This window comes from Polaromonas sp. DSP2-3-2b2, assembly GCF_049895905.1.
GTDB lineage: Bacteria > Pseudomonadota > Gammaproteobacteria > Burkholderiales > Burkholderiaceae_C > Polaromonas.
Genome location: NZ_JAFCTH010000008.1, coordinates 57516 through 84360, shown reverse-complemented (window position 1 = coordinate 84360; position 26845 = coordinate 57516). Strand labels below are relative to the sequence as shown.

Here is a 26845-nt window from a genome sequence, read left to right as displayed (position 1 = left end):
GCGTCGGGCAGAACCTCTAGATATTTATGGCAAAACACCTCGATTTGGAAGAACAGGAACAGCTTGACGAGATCAAGCATTTCTGGAAGCAGTACGGCAACCTGATCACCTGGGCGCTGATTGTCGTCTTGGGTGCGTTTGCGGCCTGGAATGGCTATCAATACTGGCAGCGCAGCCAGGCGGCACAGGCATCGGTGATGTTCGAGGAGATCGAGCGCGCCATTGTGTCGGGCGACGCTGCGCGAATCGACCGTGCGCTGGCCGACATGAAGGATCGTTTCGCGAGCACTACCTATGCCCAGCAAGCTGGACTTCTCGTGGCCAAGGCCCATCACGACAAGGGCAACGCCGACGCCGCCCGCGCAACGCTGGCCTGGGTGGCCGACAAGGCATCCGATCCCGGCTACCAGGCCATTGCCAGGCTTCGGCTTGCCGGACTGCTGCTTGAAAAGAAATCTTATGACGAAGCCCTGCTGCAGCTTTCCGCTGCTTTTCCGAAGAACTTCGAGGGGCTGGTCGCCGACCGGCGCGCGGACATCCTGATGGCGCAAGGCAAAAAGGCCGAAGCCAAAGCTGAATACGAAAAAGCCTGGAAGGCGTTCGACGAGCGTACCGAATACCGGCGCCTGGTCGAAGTCAAGCTCAATGCACTGGGCGTTGATCCCACCGCCGGGCAGACCCATCTGGCAACTGCCGAAAAGGCCGGAGAAAACAAATGAAAATTCAATCATTTTGGCCATTTGCGCTTGCTGGGCGAGCGCCACTAGCTATCATTAGCATAGCGCTGCTGGCGGGCTGCTTTGGGGGCGTCAAAAAGCCGCAGCCCACGGAACTGCAACCGGTGACAGCGCTGGTTTCCGTGCGCCAAAGCTGGACCAGTCGCATTGGTCCGGTCAATTTCCCGCTCGATGCCGGTGTAGCCGGCAACAGCGTGGCTGTGGCCAGCGACGATGGCACGGTCGCGCTGCTCGATGCCCAGACCGGCCGCGACGTGTGGCGTCTGACCCTGAAAACGCCGATTGCCGCAGGCGTGGGAAGCGATGGAAAAGTTCTCGCCGTCGTCACGAAAGACAACGAAGTCATTGCCATGCAGGCAGGCCGCGAGTTGTGGCGTCAAAAGCTCACTGCCCAGGCGTTCACCGCCCCGTTCGTGGCAGGCGAGCGCGTGTTTGTGCTGGCGGCGGATCGTTCGGTCAATGCCTTTGATGGGCAGACTGGCCGAAAGCTGTGGGCGCAGCAGCGATCAAGCGAACCGCTGGTGCTGCGCCAGTCCGGCGTGATGCTGGCCGTTGGCGACACGCTGGTGGTTGGTCTGGCTGGTCGGCTGGCAGGCATGAACCCGTCAAATGGCAGCATTCAGTGGGAGGCGCCTATTGCCACCCCGCGCGGCATCAATGACATCGAGCGGCTCGTGGACCTGGTCGGCAGCGTCAGCCGGGTGGGTGACAGCGTTTGTGTGCGGGCGTTCCAGTCCAGCATTGGTTGCGTGAACACCACCCGTGGCAATGTGCTCTGGACCCGGCCTGCCAATGGCGTGCAGGGTATTCAGGGCGATGACCGGCTGCTGTTTGGCACGGAAGCCGATGGCACCGTGCTGGCCTGGAAGCGCAGCGATGGCGAGCGTGTCTGGTCCAGCGAGCGGCTGCGTCACCGGGGGCTGACCGCGCCGCTGCTGGCCGGCCGTTCCGTGGTGATTGGTGATGCCACCGGATTCATCCACCTGCTGTCGCGTGAAGACGGCTCCCTGCTCAACCGCCTGAGCACCGATGGCTCGCCCATTTCCGCTGCGCCGGTGCTGGCGGGCAACACCCTGGTCGCCTTCACCCGCAACGGCGGCATTTACGGCTTTAAGCCCGAATAACGGCATTCTCGCCAGAAACTTATCTACTCATTTTGATGAAACCTGTCATTGCGTTAGTTGGCCGCCCGAACGTAGGCAAGTCAACCCTTTTTAACCGGCTGACCAAGACGCGGGATGCGATCGTGGCCGACTATGCCGGACTGACGCGTGATCGTCATTACGGTAACGGCAAGCTCGGCCCCCATGAGTACATCGTCATTGACACCGGAGGCTTCGAGCCCGATGCCGTCACCGGCATCTACAAGGAAATGGCCCGGCAGACCCGCCAGGCAGTTGCCGAATCCGACGTGGTGATTTTCGTGGTCGATGCCCGTGCCGGCATCAGCGCGCAGGACTACGACATTGCCAACTACTTGCGCAAGCTCGGAAAACCGACGGTGCTGGCGGCCAACAAGGCCGAGGGCCTGCCCGAAGGCACGCAGGTTTCGGAGTTCTTCGAACTCGGGCTGGGTGAAATGCTGGCAGTGTCGGCATCGCACGGGCAGGGTATGCGGCTGCTGGTTGATCTGGCACTGGCGCCCCTCAATCTGCCTGATCCGTCGGAGGCGGTGGAGCAGGAAGACCCCGCGGTGATCAAACTGGCGGTGGCCGGGCGCCCCAATGTCGGCAAATCGACACTGATCAACACCTGGCTTGGTGAAGAGCGTTTGGTGGCCTTTGACCTGCCGGGAACCACCCGCGACGCCATCTCGGTGCCTTTCGAGCATGCCGGCCAGCGGTTTGAGCTCATTGACACCGCCGGACTGCGCCGCAAAGGAAAAGTTTTCGAGGCCATCGAGAAATTCTCCGTCGTCAAGACCCTGCAGGCGATCGAGAATGCCAACGTTGTGCTGTTGCTGCTCGATGCCACCCAAGGCGTGACAGACCAGGATGCGCACATTGCCGGCTACATCCTTGAAAGCGGCCGGGCTGTGGTGCTCGCCGTCAACAAGTGGGATGCGGTCGATGCCTACCAGCGCGAACTGCTTCAGCGCTCGATTGAAACGCGGCTGGGTTTCCTGAAGTTCGCGTCGATTCACCACATCTCTGCCATCAAGCGTCAAGGCTTGGGGCCGGTCTGGAAATCAATCGTCCAGGCGCACGCTTCGGCCAACCGCAAGATGTCTACGCCGGTGCTGACCCGCTTGCTGATGGAAGCGGTGCAGTTCCAACAACCCCAGCGTTCGGGCGTCTTCCGCCCCAAGCTGCGCTACGCGCACCAGGGCGGCATGAACCCGCCCATCGTGATCATTCACGGCAACTCACTGGAGCATGTGACCGAGTCCTACAAGCGTTACCTTGAAGGCCGGATACGCAAGGAGTTCGATCTGGTTGGCACGCCTTTGCGGATCCAGCTCAAGAGCTCGCACAATCCTTTCACGGATAAAGAATAGACCCAATATTACAAGGTCATGTAAATCGCTGTGGTATGGTCAAACTCCTATCAACTTCTGAACACGGAAAATATCGTGAGCAATAACAAAGGCCAACTTTTGCAGGACCCATTTCTCAACACCTTGCGTCGCGAGCATGTTCCTGTTTCGATCTATCTGGTCAACGGCATCAAGCTTCAGGGTCAGATTGAATCGTTCGACCAGTATGTGGTCCTGCTTCGCAACACTGTCACGCAGATGGTTTACAAGCATGCAATTTCCACCATCGTCCCAGGCCGCGCCGTGAATTTTTCGACGACCGAGTCTGAAGAATCACCGACCAGCTGAGAAGCCGTGACGCTCCGGTGAAAACACAAGCATTTGCCCTTCTGGTAGGGGTCGATCTGGGCCTTCCCAATTTTGATACTGATTTACTGGAACTTGGCCTGCTTGCGCAAACCGCAGGCTTGGAGCCCGTGGCGCGCGTTACTTGCAAGCGCAGGGCGCCAGATGCCGCGTTGTTCATCGGGTCGGGCAAAGCCGACGAGATCAAGATGCTCGCACTCGACACAGGCGCTACAGAGGTCCTGTTTGATCAGTCGCTCAGCCCGGCCCAGCAGCGCAACCTTGAGCGGCATCTTGAAATGCCGGTCAACGACCGAACGCTGTTGATCCTGGAAATCTTCGCACAGCGGGCCCGCAGCCATGAGGGAAAGCTGCAGGTGGAACTCGCTCGCCTGCAGTATGTCTCGACGCGGCTTGTGCGGCGCTGGTCGCACCTTGAGCGCCAGACGGGCGGCGCTGGTGTGCGCGGCGGTCCGGGCGAAAAACAGATCGAACTCGACAAACGCATGATTGGCGATGCCATCAAGCGAACCAAGGAACGCCTGACCAAGGTGAAAAAACAGCGTCAGACCCAGCGAAAACAGCGCGAGCGGCGCAATTCGTTTTCGGTTTCGCTGGTGGGCTACACCAATGCAGGAAAATCCACTTTATTCAATGCCCTGGTCAAGGCCACGGCTTACACCGCTGACCAGCTGTTTGCAACGCTGGACACTACTACGCGCCAGCTTTACCTGGGCGAGGCCGGACGCTTCGCATCGCTGTCGGACACCGTAGGCTTTATTCGCGATTTGCCGCATGGTCTGATCGATGCCTTTGCGGCAACCCTGAAGGAAGCGGTTGATGCTGATTTGCTGCTGCATGTGGTCGATGGCTCCAATCCGGACTATCTTGAGCAGATCGAGCAGGTGCAGCGCGTGCTTTGCGAGATCGGTGCCGAGGATGTTCCGCAAATACTCGTGTTTAACAAGCTGGACGCTATTGAAAAAAGCAGCTTGCCACTGCATTTGCAGGATATGTTCGAGCTCAAGGATGCCTTCGAAGGCGCCAGTCGCAGTGTCGAACGCGTATTTGTGAGTGCCAAAACCGGCGAGGGCCTGAGTCTGCTTCGTGAATTGCTGGCGGTTCAGGGTTCCCGTGTGCAGGCAGGCTATAGCCCCCAAACACCCCAATGATATTGCCCGACCTGGCAGTTTCATTAGGCACAATGTCGGTGTAACAAAAAAAGCGAGTTTTTTTCCATGAATTTGAATCCCGTGCTGCAAACGCTGACAAACTTTCCGGGTCGGCTCAAACATCGCGCCCAAGGCATATTCAATCTGAATGATCCGCGCTGGGGCCGGGATGAGGACAAACCAGCGTCCGATGGCTCCAGGCCCGAGGGATCGCGCGATGACCGGCAGCCGCCCAAGCCTCCGAATCGCCCGCAGGGCTCCAATCAGGGTCCGCCCGATCTTGACGAGTTGTGGCGCGACTTCAATCGCAAACTGGGCAACTTGTTTGGCGGTGCGAAGAACGGAGGCAACCGCGATGGTTTTGGCGGCGGCAACAACAAAGGCGGTGGCTTTCAGCCCGACATGAAAAATGCCGGAATAGGTGTTGGCCTGATTGCGGCAGTGGTGGCCTTGATCTGGCTGGGCACCGGCTTTTTCATCGTGCAAGAGGGTCAGCAAGCGGTGATCACACAGTTTGGCAAATACCGGTCCACGGTAGGCGCCGGCTTCAACTGGCGTTTGCCTTACCCCATACAACGTCACGAGATCGTCGTGGTCACACAGATTCGTTCGGTCGATGTCGGCCGTGACACCGTTCTCAAGGCGACCGGCCTGCGCGATTCGGCCATGTTGACGGAAGACGAAAACATCGTCGAGATCAAGTTTGCCGTGCAGTATCGCCTGAACGATGCTCGCGCTTACCTGTTCGAAAGCAAGGACCCGGCAGCTGCAGTGGTCCAGGCGGCCGAAACCGCCGTGCGCGAAGTCGTAGGCAAGATGAAAATGGACATGGCGCTTGCCGAGGAGCGTGACCAGATCGGTCCGCGCGTCAGGACGCTCATGCAGACCATTCTGGACCGCTATAAAGTCGGTGTCGAAGTGGTCGCCATCAATTTGCAGCAAAGCGGCGTGCGTCCGCCGGAACAGGTCCAAGCAGCTTTCGACGATGTGCTGAAGGCTGGACAGGAGCGCGAGCGCGCCAAGAATGAAGCCCAAGCCTACGCCAATGACGTGGTTCCCCGCGCGGTCGGTTCGGCTTCCCGCCTGAAGGAAGAGGCGGATGCCTACAAGGCCCGTATTGTGGCGCAGGCTCAGGGCGATGCGCAGCGCTTCAGTTCGGTGTTGACCGAATACCAGAAAGCCCCGCAGGTCACCCGCGACCGCATGTACACCGACGCGATGCAGCAGGTTTACACCAACGTGACCAAGGTGCTGGTTGAATCTCGCCAGGGTTCCAACCTGCTCTACCTGCCGCTCGACAAGATCATGCAGATGACCGGAACTGGCGGCGCGGCGGCAGGCAGCGATGCGACGGCGCCACTGTCAACATCGCCTGCAGCGCAAGCCCCGCTCAATGGGGTCCCTGTAGATTCCCGAGCTCGGGACGCTTCCCGCACCCGCGAACGTGAAACCCGCTAAGGAATACAAAAGTGAATAGAGTTGGACTTGTCGTTTCTTCATTGCTGGTGCTTCTGGCATTGCTCAGTTCCACGCTGTTCGTGGTGGACCAGCGCCAGTTCGGCGTTGTGTACGCCCTTGGACAAATCAAGGAGGTGGTTCTTGAGCCGGGCCTCAATTTCAAGCTCCCGCCTCCGTTTCAGAACGTTTCGTACATTGACAGGCGTTTGCTGACGCTGGACAGCACCGACTCCGAGCCGATGCTGACAGCCGAAAAGCAGCGTGTCGTGATCGACTGGTATGTGCGCTGGCGCATCATCAACCCTTCGGAATACATCCGCAACGTCGGGCTTGATGAAAAAGCCGGTGCCAACCAGTTGAATCGCGTGGTTCGCAATGCGTTCCAGGAAGAAATCAACCGGCGCACCGTCAAGGATCTGCTCTCGCTCAAGCGCGAGCAGCTGATGGCCGATGTCAAGAAAGAAGTGCTTGGCGTGGTACGGGGCGCCAAGCCCTGGGGCATCGATGTGATCGACGTGCGCATTACCCGCGTCGATTACGTGGAAGCCATTACCGAATCGGTTTACCGCCGCATGGAGGCCGAGCGCAAGCGCGTCGCCAATGAGTTGCGATCGACAGGTGCGGCAGAAGGTGAAAAAATTCGCGCCGATGCCGATCGCCAGCGTGAGATCACTGTCGCCAACGCCTATCGTGATGCGCAGAAGATCAAGGGCGAGGGCGATGCCGAGGCGGCCAGCACCTTTGCCCAGTCTTTTGGACGGGACCCCCAGTTTGCGCAGTTCTATCGCAGCCTGGAAGCCTACAAAGCCAGCTTCAGCAAGAAAAGCGACGTGATGGTAGTCGATCCTTCGTCGGACTTTTTCAAGGCCATGCGTGGTGCCAACAGTGGCAGCGCTTCAGGGGCCGCCTCCCGTTAACAAACGTCAGCTTTCCGGCACCCAGGCGATATGAATTGCCTTCACCAGCGGGCGGCGTTTATCAAGCAAAAGGGCAGTCTGCCCTTTTCTGTTTTTTGATCCAGCCCATGCCGGTAAAATCCTGTTTTTAACAGCTTACTAAATCTACATGCCCGCCTGGTCGTCATCTTGGCAATTGCCTGATCAAATTGCCGATGTCCTGCCTTCCGAGGCGCGTCACATCGAAGAACTACGCCGTCTGTTCCTGGACACCGCCCGCAGCTATGGCTATGAACTGGTCATGCCGCCGCTGCTGGAGCATCTGGAGTCGCTGCTCACCGGAACCGGTGAAGCGCTGGACCTGCAGACCTTCAAGCTGGTCGATCAGCTGTCGGGCCGCACACTGGGGCTGCGCGCCGACACCACGCCGCAGGTCGCCCGAATTGATGCGCATTTGCTCAACCGCAGCGGCGTGGCCCGCCTTTGCTATTGTGGTCCGGTGCTGCATACTCGCGCCGACCGGCCGCATGCGACCCGCGAGCCCTTGCAGTTCGGCGCTGAAATTTACGGCCATGCCGGTCTGGAAGCCGATCTGGAAGCCCAGCGGCTCGCGCTGGACTGTCTGAAGGCAGCGGGCGTCACCGATCTCATGATGGACATGGCGGACGTTCGCATCGTTGCCAGCCTGCTAGCCGGCGCCAGTCTTGGCCCTTCAATCCTGGCGCGCATCCATGCGGCGCTGGCGGCCAAGGATGCGAGCGAATTGGGCAGTTTGCTCGCTGGCCTGCATGGCGGCATTTCATCAGAAGCACGCGAAGGCATGATGGCGCTGCTGCAGCTCTACGGTGATGAACATGTGTTGTTTGAAGCTGAAAAATGCCTTCCGCGCTTGCCTGGCGTGCATGAAGCGCTACAAAATTTGAAGTTGCTCGCCGCCTATCTTCCTGATGTCAAGGTCAGCTTTGATCTGGCTGACCTGCGCGGCTACGCCTATTACAGCGGTGTCCGCTTCGCCATTTATGGCCAGGGCGCCGAGTTGGCCCGGGGCGGGCGTTACGACGAGGTCGGCGCCGTTTTTGGTCGCAACCGTCCGGCCGCCGGCTTCAGCCTTGACCTGAAGGAACTGGTCAGCGTGCTGCCGCCGCGACCCCTCAAGGCGGCCATTTGCGCGCCCTGGGGTGACGATGCCAGGCTCAATGCCGCCATTGCCCGCTTGCGGGCCAGCGGCGAAACCGTGACCTGCCTGTTGCCGGGCCATGACAATGAAGTCAATGAGTTTGACTGCGACCGCGAGTTGGCCCTGACGGCCGGCCAGTGGGTGGTGCAGCCCCGCCCTTAAGCCGCAACCCTGAAGCGGTACAAAATGCTGTGCGAAGGGCCGAGCCCGGCGCCAGCTTTATCCATTTGATCCTTAACGAGAACTGAAGATGACAAACAAACCAAGCGCAGCCACCGGCCGCAATGTCGTGGTCGTGGGCACCCAATGGGGTGACGAAGGCAAGGGAAAACTGGTCGACTGGCTGACCGAAATGTCGCAGGGCGTGGTGCGCTTCCAGGGCGGCCACAATGCCGGCCACACGCTGGTCATCAATGGCGTCAAAACCGCTCTTCACCTGATTCCGAGCGGCATCATGCGTCCCGGCGTGAAGTGCTACATCGGCAACGGCGTGGTGCTGTCGGCGGCCAAGCTGTTCGAGGAGATCGAAGGGCTGGAAAAAGCCGGCGTCGAAGTGCGCTCGCGCCTGCGCATCAGCGAAGCCTGCCCCTTGATCCTGCCTTTCCATGCAGCCATCGACATTGCCCGCGAAACCTTCCGCGAAAAAGGCGGCACCGAGAAAATCGGCACCACCGGCCGCGGCATCGGCCCGGCCTACGAAGACAAGATCGCCCGTCGCGCGCTGCGCGTGCAGGACCTGAAATACCCCGAGCGCTTTGCCGCCAAGCTGCGCGAGCTGCTCGACCTGCACAACTTCGTCCTGACCGGTTTCCTGAATGCGCCGGCCGTTGACTTCGACACGGTGTACGACGAAGCCATGCGTCACGCCGAACTGCTCAAGCCGATGATGGCCGACGTGTCGCGCGAGCTCAATGACGCGCACCAGGCCGGCGCCAACCTGCTGTTCGAGGGTGCGCAGGGCACGCTGCTCGACGTGGACCACGGCACCTATCCTTATGTCACTTCCAGCAACTGCGTGGCCGGCAATGCGTCGGCCGGTGCCGGCGTGGGGCCGGGCATGCTGCACTACATCCTGGGCATCACCAAGGCGTATTGCACCCGCGTGGGCGGCGGGCCGTTCCCGACCGAACTCGACTGGGAAGTCGAAGGCACGCCGGGCTGGCACATGAGCACCGTCGGCGCCGAAAAAGGCGTGACGACCGGGCGCAGCCGCCGCTGCGGCTGGTTCGACGCGGCGCTGCTCAAGCGCTCGGCGCAGGTCAACGGCCTGTCGGGCCTGTGCATCACCAAGCTTGACGTGCTCGATGGCCTGGACGAGTTGAAACTATGCACCGGCTACGAACTCGACGGCCAGACCACCGACATCCTGCCAATGGGCGCCGACGACATTGCCCGCTGTGTGCCGATTTACGAAACCCTGCCGGGCTGGAGCCAGAGCAGCGTGGGCGTGACGCAATATGACAAGCTGCCGGCCGCCGCACAGCGCTACCTGCAACGGATCGAAGAAGTCACCGGCGTGCCGATTCACATGATCTCGACCAGCCCGGACCGCGACCACACCATCCTGCTGCGTAACCCCTACGCGCTCTGAAGCCTTTAAATTTAGAAAAACAGGCCACTTGCGCAATAACTACGGGCGCAGGCAGCTATTAAATCAGGAGTAACTCCATGTTGACCGAAGACGGCAAGCATCTCTATGTCAGCTATGACGAATACCACAACCTGATCGAAAAACTGGCCATCAAGATCCACCAGTCGGGCTGGCAGTTCGACACCATCCTGTGCCTCGCGCGGGGCGGCATGCGCCCCGGCGACATCTTGTCGCGGATTTTCGACAAGCCGCTGGCCATCATGTCCACCAGTTCCTACCGCGCCGACGCCGGCACGGTGCAGGGCAATCTGGACATTGCCCGTTTCATCACCACACCCAAGGGCGAGATCGCCGGCAAGGTCCTGCTGGTCGATGACCTGGCCGATTCGGGCCATACCCTGAATGCGGTGATCCACCAGCTTCGCAACAACTACCAGCCGATCACCGAACTGCGCAGCGCCGTGATCTGGACCAAGGGTGTTTCGACCTTCCAGGCCGACTATTCGGTCGAGACGCTGCCAACCAACCCGTGGATTCACCAGCCCTTCGAGAGCTACGATGCGCTTTCGCCGGAGCAACTGATGGACAAGTGGAGGGTGTAGTAGCCCCCACGGTCGCTCACTGCGTGTAGCTTCCTGCCCCCCGAGGGGGCCACTGTGCCTGCGGTCCGGCGGAGCCGGTTCCGCAGCCCCGGTTGGTAGGGAAGGGAAAGCCCCCACGCCCTCGATTTCGTGTGGTTCGCTTCCCGCCGAAGGATTACTGCGCCTGCGGCCTGGCAAAGCCAGTTCCGCGGCCCTGGCTGATCAAAAGCGCATGCCGTTAACATGCGTGGATGAGCGATTTGTCCACCCAGCTGATTCACCATCCCTATCATCCACCCGCCGGCTTCGAGTCGGTGTCCCCCCCGGTCCACAAGGCCTCGACGATCATCTTCCCCAACGTGGCAGCCCTGCGCAGCCGCGACTGGAAGCACAAGACCGGTTACACCTACGGCCTGCACGGAACGCCGACCACCTTCACGCTGGAAGCGCGCATCGCGACGCTCGAAGGCGGCAAGTTCTGCACGCTGGTTCCGAGCGGGCTGGCTGCGGTCGTGCTGGTGGACATGGCCCTGCTGAAGTCCGGCGACGAGGTGCTGATTCCGGACAATGCCTACGGCCCGAACAAGGCCTTCGCGCAGTCCGAACTGGCGGCCTGGGGCATCAGCTGCCAGTTGTACGACGCGATGAACCCGGCCGACCTGGCCGCGCGGCTGAACGGCCGGACCCGCCTGGTCTGGCTGGAGGCGCCCGGATCGATCACGCTGGAGTTTCCTGACCTTCCCGCGCTGGTGGCCGCCGTCAAGGCGCACAACGCATCGGGCGGGGCACATCCACAGGCCGCCATCACGGCACTCGACAACACTTGGGGCGCGGGCCTGGCGTTCAATGCCTTCGCGCTGGGCGCCGATATCTCGGTGCAGGCGCTGACCAAATACCCGAGCGGCGGTGCCGATGTGCTGATGGGCTCGGTGGTGACGAACAGCGAAGCGCTGCACCACCTGATGCATTTTTGCCATATGCGCGTCGGCTACGGCGTCAGCGGCAATGACGCCGAACTCGTGCTGCGCGGGCTGAACAGCATCGCGCTGCGCTATGCCGCGCAGGATTCCGCCACGCGCCAGCTCGCCGGCTGGCTCCAGGGCCAGCCGCAAATCGCCGCCGTGCTGCATCCGGCATTGTCTGACTCGCCAGGCCATGCGCAATGGAAGCGCGACTGCACTGGCGCGGCCTGCCTGTTCAGCGCGGTCTTCCGGCCTGACATCACGCCCGTGCAGATCGACCGGTTTTGCGACAGCCTGCGGCTTTTCAGGCTTGGCTACAGCTGGGCCGGGCCGATGAGCCTGTGCGTGCCTTACGACATGGCGGCGCTGCGTGCCGTGCGCCCCTGGCCCCACCAGGGCGGGCTGGTGCGCTTTTCCGTCGGGCTCGAAGCGGTTGCCGACCTGCAGGCCGACCTGGCCCAAGCGCTGGCCGGCCTGTGAGCAAGGCCTGATGGCAATGCATTACAGTCAGGGCTACCTATTCACGAAAGCAAGCTGTGGCAACTCCCAATTACTCCTATGAAAAGCGCCAGAAGGAGCTGGCGAAAAAACGCAAGAAAGAAGACAAGCTCAAGCGCAAGGGCGAAGGCAAGCCTGAAGATGGCGATGTGTCCCCTGACGGCGTGCCGGATCAGGACAACATCAGCGAAGCCCAGCTTGACATACCGCCCGCCGGTTCCCCTCCCTGAGTCCTGAATTCAAGAAAAAAGCCTTCCAGCGCAACAGGGGTGTGCGCAACCAGCTATTGATCTGATAGCAAATTCACGACTGACCCGGCATCACCGCCACTGGTGATGCTGGGTTTTTTGCATCAAGCCTCGGCCAGCAGCGAACGGGCAAGGTCGGTCATGGCTTGCGCGCTGTGGTCGCGTGGCGCCAGGGCTCGCGCCGCTTCGTACTGGGTGAAGTTGCGCTGCATCGACTGCAGGTAGCCCGGGTCGTAATGCTTGACAAGCAATTCGAGCACCACCGACGCCACGTCGCCGCCGCGCGCACACACCTGCCAGTCCAGCACGGTGGCCTTGCCGCGCGCCTCGGTCAGGGCGCCGAGCCGATCGCAGAAGAATTCGATGTCCCGGACAAAAAAGTCATAGTCTTCCAGCAGCAGCGCCACGCGCTCGCCTTCAGGCAAATCAATGCGCAGGCAGGGGCTGGCGCGCATGGCGGCAATCAGCCCTTCGGGAACGGCCACGTTGCCGACCTTCTTGCTCTCGCTCTCGATATAGACCGGCCGCGCCGCATCGAAGCTGCACAGCGCCGTCCAGATGCGGCTGTCGTAAGCCTTCTGGCTGGGCTGGGCCACGCCCGGGATCATGCCAAGCACCGAACTGCGGTGGTTCGCCAGCGCTTCAAGGTCCAGCACCTGCGCCCCCTGCGCTCCAAGGGCCTGCAGCAGCCGCGTCTTGCCCGAACCCGTGGGGCCGCACACCACGCGGTAGCGGTGCCGCGCGGCGACTTGCGGCAGGTCCGCGACCAGCGCCGCCCGGAAGGCCTTGTAGCCGCCATCGACCAGCGTGACCCGAAAGCCGATCTGGTCCAGTACCAGCGCCAGCGAGCCGCTGCGCTTGCCGCCGCGCCAGCAATACACCAGCGGCTGCCATTCCCGGGGCTTGTCGAGCACATCGCGCTGGATGTGCTCTGAAATGTTCTTGGCGACCAGCGCCGCGCCCAGCTTCTTGGCCTCGAACTGGCTGATCTGCTTGTATTGTGTGCCGACGATCTTTCGCTCGTCGTCGTGCAGGCTGGGCCAGTTCACCGCGCCTGGCAGGTGGTCTTCGGCGTATTCGCCCTCGGAGCGGGCGTCGATGACGGTGGAGAACTGCCCCAGTTGGGCCAGGGCGTCTGCGGCGGAAATGCGGTCAAGGCTCACGGGATGATTTTCTTCAGTTCTGGCCAGACATTGGCCAGCATTCTGGCTTGCGATGACTCGTTGGGGTGGATGCGGTCGGCTTGGAAATTGGCGGCGGCATTGTCGCCGTCGGCAACGCCCTTGAGGAAAAAGGGCACGAGCGCGACTTTCTCCTCCTTGGCGACCTTGGAGAAAAGGCCTGAAAAGGTGGCGGCGTAGGCGCCGCCATAGTTGGGCGGCACTTCCATGCCGACCAGCAGCACGCGGGCGCCGGCTTTCTTGGACGCCTGCGTCATGGCCGTCAGGTTCTTTCCGGTCATGTCCAGCGGCAGGCCGCGCAGCGCGTCGTTGCCGCCCAGTTCGATCACTACGGCGGTCGGCTTGTGCTGAGCCAGCAGGGCCGGCAGGCGCGAACGGCCACCCGAGGTGGTGTCGCCGCTGATGCTGGCATTGACGACCCGGACATTTTTGTTTTCGCTGGCCAGCTGCTTTTCAAGCAGCGGAACCCAGCCGGTGCCGCGCCTGAGGCCATATTCGGCGCTCAGCGAGTCGCCCACGATCAGCACGGTCGGCTGCGCCTTGGCCTGCGCCGGCGCCTGGGCAAATGCGGGCACTGCCAGCAGGGCGCTGATCAACACGCTTCCCAAGGATTTGGCCCAGCGGTTTCGCGCGCCCAGGCCAGGCTTGCTACAGTCGGCAGCAATCGATTTAACGTTTTCAGAGAGGGTTGACATGTTTGAACCTGTGGTTTCCGGGATGGGTGAAGTTTTATCCAGGCCTTCAATCGCGTTGGAGCCTGCCAGCACTCCAATTGTTTCCGTTGAGCATGTTTTCAAGTCGGTCACCGACTCGACCGGCACCTTGACCATTTTGCGCGATATCGACTTTGCGCTGAATGCGCGCGAAACCGCCGCCATTGTCGGTGCATCGGGATCGGGCAAAAGCACGCTGTTGACGATCATTGCCGGGCTCGACACGCCCACGACCGGCACGGTGCGGCTGGCCGGCCAGGACATCTTTGCCATCAGCGAGGACGACCGCGCCGCCCTGCGGGCGCAAAAGATCGGCTTCGTGTTCCAGAGCTTTCAGCTGATGGCCAACCTGACGGCGCTGGAAAACGTCATGCTGCCGCTCGAATTGTCGGGAATGAAGCAGGCGCGCGCGCTGGCAACCGACATGCTCAAGCGGGTGGGGTTGGGCGAGCGGCTGGGCCACTACCCCAAGGTGCTGTCGGGCGGCGAGCAGCAGCGCGTGGCGCTGGCGCGGGCCTTTGTCGTCAAGCCGGCCGTGCTGCTGGCCGACGAGCCGACCGGCAGCCTGGACTTTGCCACTGGCGAGACGGTGATGAAGCTGATGTTCGACCTGAACCAGGAACTCGGCACCACGCTGGTGCTGGTCACCCACGATCCGGCGATTGCGGCGCGCTGCCAGCGGCGCATCACCATCGAGGCCGGGCAGATTGCTGTTTCTTAAGACAAAAAGGGCTGTTCCGCTTGCCTGGCGTGTGCTAAGTGCTATCTAAAAAATAGCTAACTGAGTGGCTGCGCTTTTGAGTCGGCCCAGCTCCACGCAGACTGCAAAACCCAGCAGCGATAATTGCCGGATGTCTTCTTCCCCCCACAAAGTTCTTTTCGGCTTCCATGCCGTCGGTGTCCGTCTCAAGACCGCGCCCAAGTCGGTCATTGAAGTTTTTTACGATGCCTCGCGCCGCGATGCCCGGATGCGCCAGTTCACCGACCGCGCTAGAGAAGCCGGCGTGCGGCTGATCGAGTCCGATGGCCTGCGCCTGGCCAAGATGTGCGGCAGCCACGGCCACCAGGGCGTCATCGCCCGGGTCGATGTGGTCGCCCAGGTCACCTCGCTTGACGAGTTGCTGGAGCAGCTTGAAGCCGCCGGCGCTGCCCAGCCGCTGCTGCTGGTGCTCGACGGCGTGACCGATCCGCACAACCTGGGCGCCTGCCTGCGGGTGGCAGACGGCGCCGGCGCGCAGGCGGTGATCGCGCCCAAGGACCATGCGGCCGGCATCAATGCCACGGTGTCCAAGGTCGCCAGCGGCGCGGCTGAAACCGTGCCGTATTTCATGGTCACCAACCTGGCGCGCACGCTGGGCGAGTTGAAGGAACGCAACATCTGGTGCATCGGCACCAGCGACGATGCCGAAAAGACGATCTACGACGTGGACTTGAGAGGCCCGGTGGCCTTGATCCTGGGCGCCGAGGGCGAAGGCATGCGCCAGCTGACGCGCAAGACCTGCGACGAGCTGGTCCGCATTCCGATGAACGGCGCGGTGGAAAGCCTGAACGTGTCGGTCGCCAGCGGCGTCTGCCTGTACGAGGCGCTGCGCCAGCGCCGCCCTGCAGCCGATTTAGCCGCCTAAATCAGCCCGTACCAGCCGAGCAGCGCGCCTGCGCCCAGCAGCCAGAGCAGATGCGTCCGAGTGCGCCAGACGATCAGCGCCGTCACCACCGTCACCAGCCACACCGGCCAGTCCTTCAGCGAACTGCCGTTGGCGCTGGCCAGAATCCAGCCGGTGGCAATCAGGAGCGCCACGACGATGGGCGCCATGCCCTGCTTGAAGGCGCGCACGGCGCGCAGTTCGCGGTTGCGGTGGCCCCACTGGGCGGCGGCATAGGTCAGCACGGTGCTCGGAATCAAAATCCCCAGCAGCGACAGCAGCACGCCGAGCAGGCCGGCCAGCATGCCGCCGGCGTTCAGGCCGACATTCCAGCCCAGCAGGGCGACAAACAGCACATTCGGGCCGGGGGCTGCCTGGGCAATCGCGATCGAGGCGTTGAACTGCTCGTCGCTCAGCCAGTGCTGCTGATCGACCAGAAAACGATGCATGTCGGGTGCGGTGGTGATGGCCCCGCCCACCGACAGCAGCGACAGCGTCAGGTAATGCAGGAACAGCGTGAACCAGTCCTGCAGGCTGAACACCAGGGTGAGCGGTTCGGTCATGGTTTGAGCTTTTGAAAGGCCACGATGCAGGCAATGCCGCCCAGGCCCAGCAGCACGTAGACCAGCGGCCAGCGCAGCAGCGCGATGGCGACAAAACACAGCACGCCAAAGCCGATGCACAGGCGCAGGCCAAGCACGTTTTTCAGCAGGGCGCCAAACAGCTTCAGGCCGGTCGCCGCGATCAGCCCTGCCGCCACTGCGCCCATGCCGCGCAGCGCGCCAGCCACGCCGGGATGGCCGGCGAACTGGGCATAGACCAGTGCCAGCCCCAGCACGATGACCAGCGGCACGGTGAGCATGCCGGCCAGCGCGGCCATCGCGCCTTTCAGTCCGAAATAGCGCCCGCCAATCATCAGGGACAGGTTGACCACGTTCGGGCCGGGCATGATCTGCGCCACCGCCCAGTCTTCGATGAATTCCTCGCGCGTCATCCAGCGTTTTTTTTCGACCAGTTCGCGCTGCACCACGGCCAGCACGCCGCCAAACCCCTGCAGCGCCAGCAGGGTGAAGGACACAAACAGGTCGGTCAGGGATTGGGGTTGCGGATGGTCTTGCGCCGGCAGGGAACTCATGCGGCAATTATCGCCGCAGGCCTGAAAACCGCCTTGAACTGTCAGGCCGGATGCAGGCGGCTTCAAGCTATGAAAATAATAGCTGTAGATACCCGCTGGATATGCGAAAAAAGCATTAAACATGCTGAAGTGACGGCTGCAGGTCGGCGCGGCGCCCAACTGCCCACGCGATTCACGACACCGGCCATCGCGCGCTGGCGTGCCATCACACCGTCATGCCGCCCGATACCTCGATCACCGCGCCGTTGATGTAGCTGGCCTCGTCGCTCGCCAGGAAGGCGTAGACGTTGGCGATTTCCTCGGGTTTGCCCAAACGCTTGAGCGGAACGCGGTGCTCCATTTCCTTCAACACGTTGTCGGGGATGGTCGCCAGAATCGGCGTGGTGACAAAGCCCGGCGCGACGGCGTTCACGCGGATACCCTTGGGGCCGAGTTCGCGGCTCCAGGTTTTGGTGAAGCCGATCACGCCGAACTTGGTCGCGGCATAGTTGGTCTGGCCGAAGTTGCCGTAGATGCCGACCACCGAGCTGGCGTTGAGGATCACGCCGCTGCCTTGCGCCACCATGGCGTCGGTCACCGCCTGGGCGCAGTGGAACACGCCGCGCAGGTTGACGTCGATCACCCGGTCGAACTGCTCCAGCGTCATTTTCTGCAGCCGCGCATCCTGCGTGATGCCGGCATTGTTGACCAGCACGTCGATGCGGCCGAACTGTTCCAGGACCTGCGCGACCACCGCATCGACCCGGCCCCGCTGTGTCACGTCCATGACATGGCCGACCGCCTGCGCGCCAAGCGCTCGGCACTGGCTGACCGCCTCGTCAATGGCGGCCTGCCGGATGTCGCAAACGATGACGATGGCGCCTTCGCTGGCGAACTTGAGCGCGGTGGCCAGGCCGATGCCCTGCGCTGCGCCGGTGACGAGGCTGACCTTGTTTTGGAGTCTTGGCATGCGGATTTTCCTGGGTTGGGGTTATAGGTAAAAATGGAGGGGGTCGACCGGCGGGCGGATGTGGCTGCCGTTGGCCTCAGCGAATCACCAGCACGGGCAGGGGCGACAGCCGCAGGATCTGCTCGGCGCCGCTGCCCAGCAGCATCCGCCCGAAGCCGCGCCGGCCATGGGTGCCGACCACCACCAGGTCGGCGTTCCATTCCCTGGCGGCGTCGGCGACCACTTCGGCCAGCCGCTCGCCGGGCTTGTCGCACAGCAGGCTGTCGGCTTCGCTGCCGGCCGACCGGGCAATCGCCATGGCATCTTCGAGCACCTTGGCGCCGGCTTCGCGCATCGCCGAAACCAGACCGCCCGAATAGCCGCCGTACTGCTCGTAGCCGCTCAGGTAGGCGAGTTGTTCGACCACGTGGATCAATCGCACCCGGCCGCCCGAATCCCTGGCCATCTGCAGGGCGGCGACCAGCGCCTTGTTGGAACTGTCGCTTCCGTCGACCGGGACAAGTATTCGCTGGTACATGGGCTGCTCCTTGTGCAAACTGGGCAGACCATTTTGGCCGGGCTTGCGGCCTGCCCGATTGACGTGAATCAAGCAGCCCGCAGGGACAGCCGGGCGCCGAAGGACTTGCGTCCAGTTGCAGGCATCGGCAGTGGGCGCTGCTTGATCTGCGTCAAGCCGGAGCAGCTTGCCAGTCGATATCGTTTCAGCATCACCACTTCCTGATGGAGTCGGCCATGAACGAATCGTTTGCACAACTGCTGGTACACATGGACGCCCTGCCGAAGGCGCAGCAGCGCCTGGAAGCCGCCAGGCGGCTCGGACAGGCGCAAGGCGCTGCGGTGACGGCGCTGTACGCGGTGATGTCGCATTTCGTGGAATTGCCTTTCGCGCCGGAAATCGGTCCCGGCATCGCCTCGGCGCTACAGGACATCGACGACCAGCAGCGCCGGCTGGCGCGCACCGCCTTCGACCAGGCGCTGGCAACGCCTGGAACAGCCGTCGAATGGGCCGAGATCCGCCAAGACCCGATGATGGCGGCGTTCGCGCAGCAGGCTTTTTATGCCGACCTGATGGTGCTGGGCCAGCACGACCCGTCTACTGCTTCATCGTCCGGCGTGCCGTCCGATTTTGCCGAGAACGTCATGGTCATGAGCGGCAAGCCGGCGCTGATCCTGCCGTATGCCGGCATGCCGCCTGCCGTGATCGGCGAAACCGTGGTGATCGCCTGGAAACCGGCGCGCGAAGCGGCCCGCGCCGTGAGCGTGGCCATGCCACTGCTCAAGCGCGCAAGACGCATCGTCATCCTCTCGTGGTCCGGCGGCGATGCCAAGGTGGTGGGCAAGCGGCTTGACCTGCGCGGCTACCTCCGGCTGAACGGCATCACGGCAGACTGGCTGGAACAGGGAGACGAGCCGTCGGCGCTGGGCGAAGTGCTGCTTTCGCGTTCCTTCGACATGGGTGCCGACCTGCTGGTGATGGGCTGCTACAGTCACAGCCGGGCGCGCGAGTGGGTGCTGGGCGGCACCTCGCGCACCGTGCTGGAGTCGATGACGCTGCCGGTCCTGATGGCGCACTGATTTCAGGGCCGGCGCAACCGGACTTTGCGGCCATCTGCCAGCGCTTCGGGCGGATAGACCACCACTGTCTGGCCGGGCGCCAGTCCTTGGCGCAACACCTTACTGCACCGCGATCTTCTTCGATTCGGGCGATGCTTTTTTCGGCAGTTCCAGCGTCAGCACGCCATCGGTGTATTTGGCGACCACCTTGGTGTCGTCCACATCCTGCGCCAGGCTGAAGGTGCGCGAAATATTGCCCCAGTAGCGCTCGCTGCGCAGCACCTTGCCGCTCTTGTCCTTGGACTCCTTCTCGCGGTTCACCTCGGCGTCGATCTGCACCACATTGCCGTCGATGCGAACGTTGATGTCCTCTTTTTTGACGCCGGGAATGTCGGCCTTGACTTCGTAGGCATCGTCTTTTTCGGACACATCGACGCGCATTTTCAACGCCGGCGTGTCGGTTTCCAAGGCCATGGGGTTGAAGAAGCGGCGCAGCGCCGTGTTGAAGGTGTCGCTGATTTCGGAATCAAGTAAACGCAGGTTGCTCATGAAGAATCTCCTTGGGTTGATTGAAAATCAAAAATTGAAAAGCCGGCCTTGCTAGCCGCCGACCTTCAGCTTGTCCACGACGCGCGAGACACCTGGCGCCGAGAACGCAGCGCCAACGGCCGCTTCGCGCTCCGCCAGCGAATGCACCGTGCCTCTCAGGGTGACCACGCCGCCCTCGACCTCGACCTGGATATGCCTAGCCTCGCGCATGGCCTGGCGCGTCAGGGCGGCGGTGATCTGCTCGCCGATGTTCCTGCCGCTGGCGCGCGGCTTGATGGTGATGCGGTTGTACAGCCCATGCACGCCGGCCAGCGGCCGGATGCACTGCTCGGCGCGGGCCAGCTGGTAGCTCCAGTCCACCTCGCCGCTCAAGGTGACCCAGCCGTTCTCGACCATGACCTTGACCTTGTCGAAGGGCACCAGGCTGTTGAGCCGCAGGGCCGTAGCGGCAGCCTGCGCAATCTCGGAGTCGCTGCGCTTGTGTTCAGGCGCGAGCTTGACGTCCAGCTCCAGGGCGATGCTGCGCACGCCCTGGACACGCTGGATGGCGCGCTCCACCGCTTCCTTTTCCGCAAAACTGTTGAGGTGGCCGGTGAGCGTCACCACGCCCTCCTGAACAATGACGCCGATGCCGGTGGAATTGACGGCCGGATCCCACGCCAGTTCGTCGGTGACATCGGCCTTGAGTTGACTGTCGGATTTCATGCTTGCACCCGCTTTCCTGAAAGATTCCGATTCCGTGGGTTTCGTGGCTTTAGCTTTTAATTTCAATATATTGGGTCTGGCCTAGCGCCGTTTGATATTTCGCAAGCCGGCTGGTGGCGCTGAAAGTGAGCGGCCAGTGCTTGATCTTGAGCAAACGAGCGATGCCGCATCCGTTGTGATCCGCTGGCCTCGCGCTCAGGGAACCAGCACCGCCGCCCCGTTGACCCGGCTATCGCGCAAGGCCTGCACGGCCGCGTTGGCATCCTGCAGCGCAAAGGCCTGCACATGGGTTTGCACCGGCTGCTCGTCGATCAGGGCGAAAAAGGCATCGCCGTCCGCGCGCGTGAGGTTGGCCACCGACTTCAGGACCCGCTCGCCCCAGAGCAGCCGGTATTCGAAGGACGGAATCGGGCTCATGTGAATGCCGGCGCAGACCACCGTTGCGCCCTTTCGGGTCGCCGCCAGCGCCGCCGGCACCAGGGCGCCGACCGGCGCGAAGATCAGCGCCGCGTCCAGCGGCGCGGGCGGCATTTCGTCCGAGCCGCCGGCCCAGGCCGCGCCCAGGCTGCGGGCAAAACGCTGACCGGCTTCATCGCCTGGCTGGGTGAAGGCATGGACCTGCTGCTGCTGGCTGACGGCGATCTGGCAGACGATGTGCGCGGCGGCGCCAAAGCCGTACAGGCCGAGCCTGCGCGGTGCGGCTTCACCCGCGAGGCGCCAGGCGCGAAAGCCGATCAGGCCGGCGCACAGCAGCGGCGCCGCATGGATGTCGTCATAGCGTTCGGGCAGGGCGAAGCAAAAGCGCTCGTCGGCCGCGGCGTATTCGGCAAAGCCGCCGTCGCGGTCATAGCCGGTGAACACCGGAAAATCGCAGAGGTTTTCGCGCTGCATGGCGCAAAACGCGCACCTGCCGCAGGTGCCGCCCAGCCACGCAATGCCCACGCGCTGGCCTACGGCAAAGCGCGTGGCCTGAGCGCCCCGGGCAACGATCTGCCCGACCACCTCATGGCCGGGCACCACGCCGGGGCGATGCGGCGGCAGGTCGCCGTCGATGATGTGCAGGTCGGTGCGGCACACACCGCAGGCCAATACGCGCACCACCACGTCGTGATTCCCCGCCTGCGGCGACGGTTTGAAACCGCCCAGCAGCCTGCGCCCTGAAGGGTCCGTGGTCATCGCGAACATGGTGGTGGGCAGCATGGAGTCATGGTACGCAAGGGGTCGCTGGCGCGTGAAGATTTCAGGTTTCTACTTGACCTTGCGCAAATGCCATCAGGCAAAAAGCCGAAAAGATGCCTTTTTCAACCCAGGAGCCACCTCATGCCCAGTTTTCACCAGATCCTTGTCGCGGTTGATGGCAGTCCCACGTCGGAAAAGGCGCTCGATGAGGCGATTCGCCTGGCCCGGCTGAACGGCGCCCGCCTGCGGCTGCTGCATGTGGTCGATGAACTGAGCTATGTCAGCGGTTTCGAGTCGGCGGTGAACTACCTGAACGAAATCATCCCGCTGATGCGTGTGGCCGGGGAAAAGTTGCTGGCGCACTACCTGAAAAAGGCCACGGACCAGGGCGTCGAGGCGGACAGTGTGCTGATCGACGAAGGCCCGGGGCGCATCTGCGACCATGTGGCCGCGCAGGCCATGCGGGCCAAAGCCGACCTGATCGTCGTCGGCTCCCACGGCCGGCGCGGCGTCGGCCGCATTTTGCTGGGCAGCGATGCCGAGCAGATCGTGCGGCACGCGCCGGTTCCCGTGCTGGTGGTTCGGGCGCCTGCTGAAAGCGTCACGACTTAGCGCCGCCCGGCTTCAGTCCAGCATGACCGATTCCAGGTAGTCGGGCATGTGGCAGTTCCAGTGCAGTTCGCGCTCGATGCGCTGGCGCATCGCGTCGGCCGCAGCCGGCTCGCCATGGGTGATGAAGGTCTGGCGCGGCGCCGAGGTGAAGTGTCGCAGCCACTCGATGATTTCCGCGCCGTCCGCATGGGCCGACAGGCTACCCAGCATGGCGACCTCGGCGCGAATCGGCACATCCTGGCCGAAGATGCGCACCGCCCGTGCGCCGCCGGCAATGGTGGCGCCGCGCGTGCCGCCCGCCTGGTAGCCGGCGAACAGGATGGTGTTGCGCTTGTCCGGGCCAAACGCCTTGATATGGTGCAGCACCCGCCCGCCGGTGGCCATGCCGCTGGCCGAGATGATGACCATTGGCCCGCGCCGCGCATTGAGCAGCCGCGACTCCTCGGCCGATTGCACGATTTGCGCGGTGTGTGCCATGGCCCGGCATTGCGCCGCCGTCAGCCGCAGCTCGGCGCGGTGGCGCTCATAGACCTGCGTGGCATTGGCGGCCATCGGGCTGTTCAGGTAAACCGGCAGGCTGTCATGGATGACGCCCTGCGCCTTGAGCAGGTGAATGCAGTACAGCAGGCTTTGCGCACGCCCGACGGCAAACGCCGGAATCACCACCACGCCGCCGCGCGCGGCCGTGCGGTTGATGATATGGGCCAGTTCGAGTAGCACGTCGGTCTGCTGGTGCAGGCGGTCGCCGTAGGTGGATTCGACCACCAGATAATCGGCGCCGTCCATAGGCGTTGGACCGGCCAGCACCAGGTCGTTGGGCCGGCCGATGTCGCCGGAAAACAAAATGGAGCGCGTGCCGTTGTCCAGCCGCACAAACGACGAGCCGGGCATGTGGCCCGACGGCGTCAGCGTCGCGCTCAAGCCTGCAGCGGGCTGCCATTCGGCGTGGTAGCCGACGGGCTCAAACAGCTTGAGGCAGCGCCGGGCATCGTCCCGGGTGTAGAGCGGCAGCGCCGGCGCGTGCTTTGAAAGCTTGTGCCGGTTCAGGTATTCGGCTTCTTCTTCGAGCAGGTAGCCGCAGTCGGGCAGCAAAATGCCGCACAGGTCGCCGGTCGCCGGGCTGCAAAACACCTTTCCCCTGAAACCCTGCCGGGCAAGCAGCGGCAGGTAGCCACTGTGGTCAATGTGCGCATGGGTCAGGATGACCGCGTCGATGCTGGCCGGCTCGACCGGCATGGGCGCCCAGTTCCGCAGGCGCAACTGCTTGTAGCCCTGGAACAGCCCGCAATCGACCAGCACGCTGGACGAGCCCTGCCGAAGCAGGTATTTGGAACCGGTGACGGTGTCGGTCGCACCTAGGAACTGGAGTTGCATGCCCGAGTTTAGGAAGCCGCGCAGCGGTCCGGCTTGATATGCATCAAGTCCACCGGCCGGTGGACAATGCTTGAAAAACTGCACAAAAACCAGCAAACTGGCCGTTTTTGACCAACCCGCCCTGACTTGCGGCAAAACCCATGACCACTGTTCTCAAGATCGACTTTGTTTCTGACGTTTCATGCCCCTGGTGCGCCATCGGCCTGAAGGCGCTGGACATGGCGCTGGCTAGAGTGGCCGACGACATCACGGCCGAGCTGCATTTTCAGCCCTTCGAGCTCAATCCGACAATGGCGCCCGAAGGCCAGGAGATCAACGAACACATCACCGAAAAGTACGGCATCACGCCCGAGCAGGCCGATGTCAACCGCGAAAACATACGCCAGCGTGGTGAAAAGGTCAGCTTTGCCTTCAGCCGGGCGGACCAGCCTGGAGGCGGGCGCAGCCGCATCTACAACACTTTTGACGCCCACCGCCTGCTTCACTGGGCCGGGCTTCAGGGAAGCGGCGTGCAAAAGACCTTGAAGGAAGGCCTGCTGAAAGCCTACTTCACCGATGGCCAGAGCCCCGCTTCGCATGAGGTGTTGGCCAAGGTTGCTGGCGAGAGCGGCCTTGACCCGTTGCAGGCAGCCGAGGTACTGGCAAGCCATGCCTATGCCAAGGAAGTGCGGGAGCGCGAGTCGTTTTACCTGACCCAGGGGATTCATTCGGTGCCAGCGGTCATCATCAACGACCGCCACCTGATTTCCGGCGGACAGCCGGTCGAGGTGTTCGAGCAGGCGCTGCGCCAGATTGCGGCGGGGGGCTGATTTCCATCGGCGTTAGCCCGGCGGCTTCACCCGGAACTTGACACCTGAACCCAAAATGCTATGGGTTTGATAGCTGTCTGCGAAGGCTGGGCGTGCGCAAAAGGCTATTTTTATATCAAAAAAACTGGCTTCAACCGGCGCGCGTGCCGCCATCGGCTGGGCGCTGTCTGCAACGGCGCAACGGTTTTCGCCTACAGCGCCGTCTGTGCTTGCCTGACCGAGCCTGTTTTTCACCCAGGCGATCATGAGCCTTGCACTGAAAAGCGCCGCTGACCGGTTTTTCCTTCCGAGCATTCAGCCAGGGCGCCATTGGGCAAACATCTTTCAACCATCAACCTGACGGAGAAAACACCATGACAGCCAGCAACGATGAAGTGATCAGCACGCTGAACGACCTGCTCGAATCCTGCCGTGACGGTGAATATGGATTCACCGCCTCTGCCGAACACACCCAGACCGCCGACCTGAAAAGCCTGTTGATGCGCCATGCGGCCGAATGCCGCACCGCCGGCCAGGAACTGCAGGCGCTGATCCGCCAGATGGGCGGCGAGCCTGACGAGGGCGGTTCCATGACTGGCGCGCTGCACCGTGGATGGGTGTCGGTGCGCGGCGTCCTGAGCGGCCACAGCGACCAGGCCATGCTCGACGAATGCGAGCGCGGCGAAGATGCCGCCGTGGCGAGCTACCGCAAGGCGCTCAAACAGGACTTGCCGCCGGCCATCCGCAATGCTGTCGAGCAGCAGGCCCAGGGCACGCAGAAAAACCATGACGAGATCAAGGCCCTGCGCGATTCGTACAAAGCGCGGCACTGAGCAAGGCGGAATTTTTGAGTTTGCTTGCCGCGTCTTGTGATGCGCCAAGTCGGGGCCGCAGCGGGATTTTTCCGCTGCGGCCCTCTTTTTGGGCGACGTGTTCCGCTAGTTTTCCAGGCCGCCCGCGCAGCTGACCTGTGCGTCGAACTGCCTTCCCTGCCGTGAATAATCGCTGTCGGTCACGCTGCAGCCCGAAACCATCTCCACTGCTTTCTGGAGCGACGCCATGGCTGCCGGCGTTCCCGCCAGGATTTTCTGGCTTCCGGCTGCGCTGGCCGTCCAGGTGCTTTCGGTGATTTGCCTGACGACGTAGGATTCGCCGCCCAGCGTCACGCTGCGTGCGGGCGGCCCCGCAGTTTCTGCAAGCATGGCGCAGCCGCTCATTCCCAGACTGGCCATGGTCAGCAGCAAGAGGCCACGCGGTTTCATGAAAGGCTGGCTTTCACCAGCGTTGCGGCCAATGGCCGATGCCATGCAACGGTTTGCGGCAAGCCGTGACGAACGGATTCCTGTGCCTTGGGTGTGGGCACCATGGGGTTGGGCGTCGGCAGCTTGGCATCGGGACAGCCTGAAAGCAGCAGGGCCGCGCAGGCCAGAGGCAGCACTAAAAAAAGGCGTTTCATCGGGTTCTCCAGGCGCAGACCTTCTGCAGGGCAAATCATAGGCGGTCACTCGCTGGCAGACCATAAGGCGCAGCCATGTTGCGGCCAAGGCCTACAAGCGAATCCACCCGGCAGGCCGTGCTTGGCGCGCCTTGTGGGTTGGGCGCAATCGTTACCTCGACAACCGGGATATGCACCAGTTCGAAGCTGATGACGCCTTTTCAGACCGCGCGAACTGCCATGTTCAGCCGCTTTCACCGGCAGACGATGGAATGTCATCGGACGTGCCGCGGATGTGCTGGCGCGTGCGCTGGGCCAGGACGCTCTTGAAGGCCGCATTGAAGGCGGGAATGTCCTCAGGCGTGCGGCTGCTGACCCAGTTGCGGTCCACCACGGCCTTTTCATCGACCCAATGCGCGCCGGCTTTTTCAAGCTCTTGCCTCACATCGGGGGAACTGGTCATCTTGCGGCCCCGCACCAGGCCGGCCGAGATCAGCAGCCACGGCGCATGGCAGATCACGGCGATCGGCTTGCCCTGCGCATCGATCTGCCGGACCAGCGCCTGCGCGTCGGCATTGTCCCGCAGGCGCATGGCATTGACTTCCCCGCCGGGCAGCAAGAGCGCATCGAATTCGTCGGCCGTGACCTGGTTGAAGGTCGTGTCCACATCGAACAGGTCGCCCGGCTGGTCATGGTGGACGCCACGAACCTGGCCGGTTTTATCGGACAGCATGCGAATCAGCACGCCTGATTCCTCAAGCGCCGCGCGCGGACCGGTCATCTCTGACTGCTCGAAGCCGTCGGTCAGCACAATGCCAATGCAAAGGCCTCCCAGCTGGTGTTGCGGTGGGTTGGACATGGATTCCTCGCGTCTTGACCATTGCCTG

31 protein-coding genes and 1 pseudogene are annotated in these 26845 nt (G+C 62.7%); 18 read left to right on the top strand and 14 right to left on the bottom strand.

Translation table 11 applies throughout. The features are described 5' to 3' along the window. The first annotated feature begins 26 nt into the window (after nt 1-26). The 12 genes from ACP7AD_RS09170 (at nt 27) to ACP7AD_RS09115 (ending at nt 12123) form a co-directional block, all read left to right on the top strand. Nucleotides 27-719, top strand: a complete 693-nt coding sequence (locus tag ACP7AD_RS09170) for a YfgM family protein (protein WP_426146208.1) — start codon at nt 27-29, stop codon at nt 717-719. Then, a complete protein-coding gene (bamB, locus tag ACP7AD_RS09165; protein ID WP_426146210.1) occupies nt 716-1861 on the top strand; it encodes an outer membrane protein assembly factor BamB in 1146 nt (381 codons plus the stop codon). The genes ACP7AD_RS09170 and bamB overlap by 4 nt, the downstream gene beginning before the upstream one ends. A 35-nt stretch (nt 1862-1896) precedes the next feature. Continuing rightward, nucleotides 1897-3234: a ribosome biogenesis GTPase Der gene (gene der / locus ACP7AD_RS09160; protein ID WP_426146211.1), complete on the top strand. Its 1338-nt coding sequence runs from the start codon at nt 1897-1899 to the stop codon at nt 3232-3234. A gap of 57 nt (nt 3235-3291) precedes the next feature. Beyond that, nucleotides 3292-3561: an RNA chaperone Hfq gene (gene hfq / locus ACP7AD_RS09155; protein ID WP_349276452.1), complete on the top strand. Its 270-nt coding sequence runs from the start codon at nt 3292-3294 to the stop codon at nt 3559-3561. A 17-nt stretch (nt 3562-3578) separates the two neighbouring features. Further along, nucleotides 3579-4730, top strand: coding sequence for a GTPase HflX (gene hflX, locus ACP7AD_RS09150; RefSeq protein ID WP_426146213.1), 1152 nt, complete (start codon nt 3579-3581; stop codon nt 4728-4730). A gap of 66 nt (nt 4731-4796) precedes the next feature. After that, entirely contained in the window at nt 4797-6188 is a 1392-nt protein-coding gene (gene hflK / locus ACP7AD_RS09145; protein ID WP_426146214.1) for an FtsH protease activity modulator HflK, read from the top strand. An 11-nt stretch (nt 6189-6199) separates the two neighbouring features. After that, a complete protein-coding gene (hflC, locus tag ACP7AD_RS09140; protein ID WP_426146215.1) occupies nt 6200-7105 on the top strand; it encodes a protease modulator HflC in 906 nt (301 codons plus the stop codon). Nucleotides 7106-7253: 148 nt separating this feature from the next. Further along, nucleotides 7254-8423, top strand: a complete 1170-nt coding sequence (locus ACP7AD_RS09135; protein WP_426146217.1) for an ATP phosphoribosyltransferase regulatory subunit — start codon at nt 7254-7256, stop codon at nt 8421-8423. Nucleotides 8424-8511: 88 nt separating this feature from the next. Continuing rightward, nucleotides 8512-9852 (top strand): adenylosuccinate synthase, encoded by a 1341-nt coding sequence (locus ACP7AD_RS09130; protein WP_426146219.1) that lies wholly within the window; start codon nt 8512-8514, stop codon nt 9850-9852. Nucleotides 9853-9929: 77 nt separating this feature from the next. Then, the gene (locus ACP7AD_RS09125) at nt 9930-10454 is read left to right on the top strand and encodes a phosphoribosyltransferase (RefSeq protein WP_426146221.1); all 525 of its coding nucleotides are present in this window, start codon (nt 9930-9932) and stop codon (nt 10452-10454) included. Between the two features lie 230 nt (nt 10455-10684). Further along, nucleotides 10685-11875 (top strand): PLP-dependent transferase, encoded by a 1191-nt coding sequence (locus ACP7AD_RS09120; protein ID WP_426146223.1) that lies wholly within the window; start codon nt 10685-10687, stop codon nt 11873-11875. Nucleotides 11876-11931: 56 nt separating this feature from the next. After that, a complete protein-coding gene (locus ACP7AD_RS09115) occupies nt 11932-12123 on the top strand; it encodes a hypothetical protein (protein WP_426146225.1) in 192 nt (63 codons plus the stop codon). A 122-nt stretch (nt 12124-12245) separates the two neighbouring features. Here the strand turns inward: ACP7AD_RS09115 and mnmH are convergent, their stop codons facing one another. Together mnmH and ACP7AD_RS09105 are read right to left on the bottom strand one after the other, a co-directional pair. Further along, nucleotides 12246-13304, bottom strand: a complete 1059-nt coding sequence (gene mnmH, locus ACP7AD_RS09110; RefSeq protein WP_426146227.1) for a tRNA 2-selenouridine(34) synthase MnmH — start codon at nt 13302-13304, stop codon at nt 12246-12248. After that, nucleotides 13301-14017 (bottom strand): arylesterase, encoded by a 717-nt coding sequence (locus ACP7AD_RS09105; protein ID WP_426146229.1) that lies wholly within the window; start codon nt 14015-14017, stop codon nt 13301-13303. Before ACP7AD_RS09105 ends, mnmH begins: the two co-directional genes overlap by 4 nt. 22 nt (nt 14018-14039) lie before the next feature. Between ACP7AD_RS09105 and ACP7AD_RS09100 the strand changes: the two genes are divergently transcribed. Both ACP7AD_RS09100 and rlmB read left to right on the top strand, forming a co-directional pair. Beyond that, nucleotides 14040-14756, top strand: coding sequence for an ABC transporter ATP-binding protein (locus ACP7AD_RS09100; RefSeq protein ID WP_426146339.1), 717 nt, complete (start codon nt 14040-14042; stop codon nt 14754-14756). Nucleotides 14757-14886: 130 nt separating this feature from the next. Next, the gene (gene rlmB, locus ACP7AD_RS09095; RefSeq protein WP_426146231.1) at nt 14887-15660 is read left to right on the top strand and encodes a 23S rRNA (guanosine(2251)-2'-O)-methyltransferase RlmB; all 774 of its coding nucleotides are present in this window, start codon (nt 14887-14889) and stop codon (nt 15658-15660) included. Here rlmB and ACP7AD_RS09090 read toward each other — a convergent pair. The 4 genes from ACP7AD_RS09090 to ACP7AD_RS09075 all read right to left on the bottom strand — a co-directional run bounded on the left by ACP7AD_RS09090 (nt 15657) and on the right by ACP7AD_RS09075 (nt 18279). Next, complete coding sequence (locus tag ACP7AD_RS09090) at nt 15657-16241, bottom strand: chromate transporter (RefSeq protein WP_426146233.1); 585 nt, start codon at nt 16239-16241, stop codon at nt 15657-15659. The genes rlmB and ACP7AD_RS09090 overlap by 4 nt on opposite strands. Continuing rightward, complete coding sequence (locus tag ACP7AD_RS09085) at nt 16238-16813, bottom strand: chromate transporter (RefSeq protein WP_426146235.1); 576 nt, start codon at nt 16811-16813, stop codon at nt 16238-16240. The genes ACP7AD_RS09090 and ACP7AD_RS09085 overlap by 4 nt, the downstream gene beginning before the upstream one ends. Nucleotides 16814-17018: 205 nt before the next feature. Continuing rightward, on the bottom strand, nt 17019-17762 hold the full coding sequence (fabG, locus tag ACP7AD_RS09080; RefSeq protein ID WP_426146236.1) for a 3-oxoacyl-ACP reductase FabG: 744 nt from the start codon (nt 17760-17762) through the stop codon (nt 17019-17021). Nucleotides 17763-17838: 76 nt separating this feature from the next. After that, nucleotides 17839-18279: a universal stress protein gene (locus ACP7AD_RS09075; protein WP_426146238.1), complete on the bottom strand. Its 441-nt coding sequence runs from the start codon at nt 18277-18279 to the stop codon at nt 17839-17841. A gap of 215 nt (nt 18280-18494) precedes the next feature. Between ACP7AD_RS09075 and ACP7AD_RS09070 the strand changes: the two genes are divergently transcribed. Beyond that, nucleotides 18495-19337, top strand: a complete 843-nt coding sequence (locus ACP7AD_RS09070; protein ID WP_426146240.1) for a universal stress protein — start codon at nt 18495-18497, stop codon at nt 19335-19337. A 99-nt stretch (nt 19338-19436) separates the two neighbouring features. Here the strand turns inward: ACP7AD_RS09070 and ACP7AD_RS09065 are convergent, their stop codons facing one another. The 3 genes from ACP7AD_RS09065 to ACP7AD_RS09055 all read right to left on the bottom strand — a co-directional run bounded on the left by ACP7AD_RS09065 (nt 19437) and on the right by ACP7AD_RS09055 (nt 21755). Next, entirely contained in the window at nt 19437-19865 is a 429-nt protein-coding gene (locus ACP7AD_RS09065) for an Hsp20/alpha crystallin family protein (protein WP_426146241.1), read from the bottom strand. Nucleotides 19866-19916: 51 nt separating this feature from the next. Beyond that, complete coding sequence (locus tag ACP7AD_RS09060; RefSeq protein WP_426146243.1) at nt 19917-20570, bottom strand: BON domain-containing protein; 654 nt, start codon at nt 20568-20570, stop codon at nt 19917-19919. 195 nt (nt 20571-20765) lie between these two features. Continuing rightward, the gene (locus ACP7AD_RS09055) at nt 20766-21755 is read right to left on the bottom strand and encodes a zinc-dependent alcohol dehydrogenase family protein (RefSeq protein WP_426146341.1); all 990 of its coding nucleotides are present in this window, start codon (nt 21753-21755) and stop codon (nt 20766-20768) included. Nucleotides 21756-21890: 135 nt separating this feature from the next. On the opposite strand from ACP7AD_RS09055, the gene ACP7AD_RS09050 reads away from it, so the two are divergent. Next, a complete protein-coding gene (locus ACP7AD_RS09050; RefSeq protein WP_426146244.1) occupies nt 21891-22361 on the top strand; it encodes a universal stress protein in 471 nt (156 codons plus the stop codon). Between the two features lie 12 nt (nt 22362-22373). Here ACP7AD_RS09050 and ACP7AD_RS09045 read toward each other — a convergent pair whose 3' ends face one another. Continuing rightward, on the bottom strand, nt 22374-23735 hold the full coding sequence (locus ACP7AD_RS09045) for an MBL fold metallo-hydrolase RNA specificity domain-containing protein (RefSeq protein WP_426146246.1): 1362 nt from the start codon (nt 23733-23735) through the stop codon (nt 22374-22376). Between the two features lie 140 nt (nt 23736-23875). Between ACP7AD_RS09045 and ACP7AD_RS09040 the strand changes: the two genes are divergently transcribed. Further along, nucleotides 23876-24544 (top strand): DsbA family oxidoreductase, encoded by a 669-nt coding sequence (locus ACP7AD_RS09040; RefSeq protein ID WP_426146247.1) that lies wholly within the window; start codon nt 23876-23878, stop codon nt 24542-24544. A gap of 12 nt (nt 24545-24556) precedes the next feature. Here the strand turns inward: ACP7AD_RS09040 and ACP7AD_RS09035 are convergent, their stop codons facing one another. After that, nucleotides 24557-24790 carry a hypothetical protein gene (locus ACP7AD_RS09035; protein ID WP_426146249.1) on the bottom strand — a complete coding sequence of 78 codons (234 nt, stop codon included), beginning with the start codon at nt 24788-24790 and terminating at the stop codon, nt 24557-24559. A gap of 113 nt (nt 24791-24903) precedes the next feature. On the opposite strand from ACP7AD_RS09035, the pseudogene ACP7AD_RS09030 reads away from it, so the two are divergent. Then, a pseudogene (locus ACP7AD_RS09030) lies at nt 24904-25356 on the top strand (ferritin-like domain-containing protein); the annotation flags it as partial. Nucleotides 25357-25461: 105 nt separating this feature from the next. Here ACP7AD_RS09030 and ACP7AD_RS09025 read toward each other — a convergent pair. The 3 genes from ACP7AD_RS09025 to ACP7AD_RS09015 all read right to left on the bottom strand — a co-directional run bounded on the left by ACP7AD_RS09025 (nt 25462) and on the right by ACP7AD_RS09015 (nt 26817). Further along, the gene (locus ACP7AD_RS09025; protein WP_426146251.1) at nt 25462-25785 is read right to left on the bottom strand and encodes a hypothetical protein; all 324 of its coding nucleotides are present in this window, start codon (nt 25783-25785) and stop codon (nt 25462-25464) included. Further along, nucleotides 25782-25979: a hypothetical protein gene (locus tag ACP7AD_RS09020; protein WP_426146253.1), complete on the bottom strand. Its 198-nt coding sequence runs from the start codon at nt 25977-25979 to the stop codon at nt 25782-25784. The genes ACP7AD_RS09025 and ACP7AD_RS09020 overlap by 4 nt, the downstream gene beginning before the upstream one ends. Before the next feature lie 223 nt (nt 25980-26202). Continuing rightward, nucleotides 26203-26817, bottom strand: coding sequence for a type 1 glutamine amidotransferase domain-containing protein (locus ACP7AD_RS09015; RefSeq protein ID WP_426146255.1), 615 nt, complete (start codon nt 26815-26817; stop codon nt 26203-26205). Nucleotides 26818-26845: the final 28 nt, after the last annotated feature.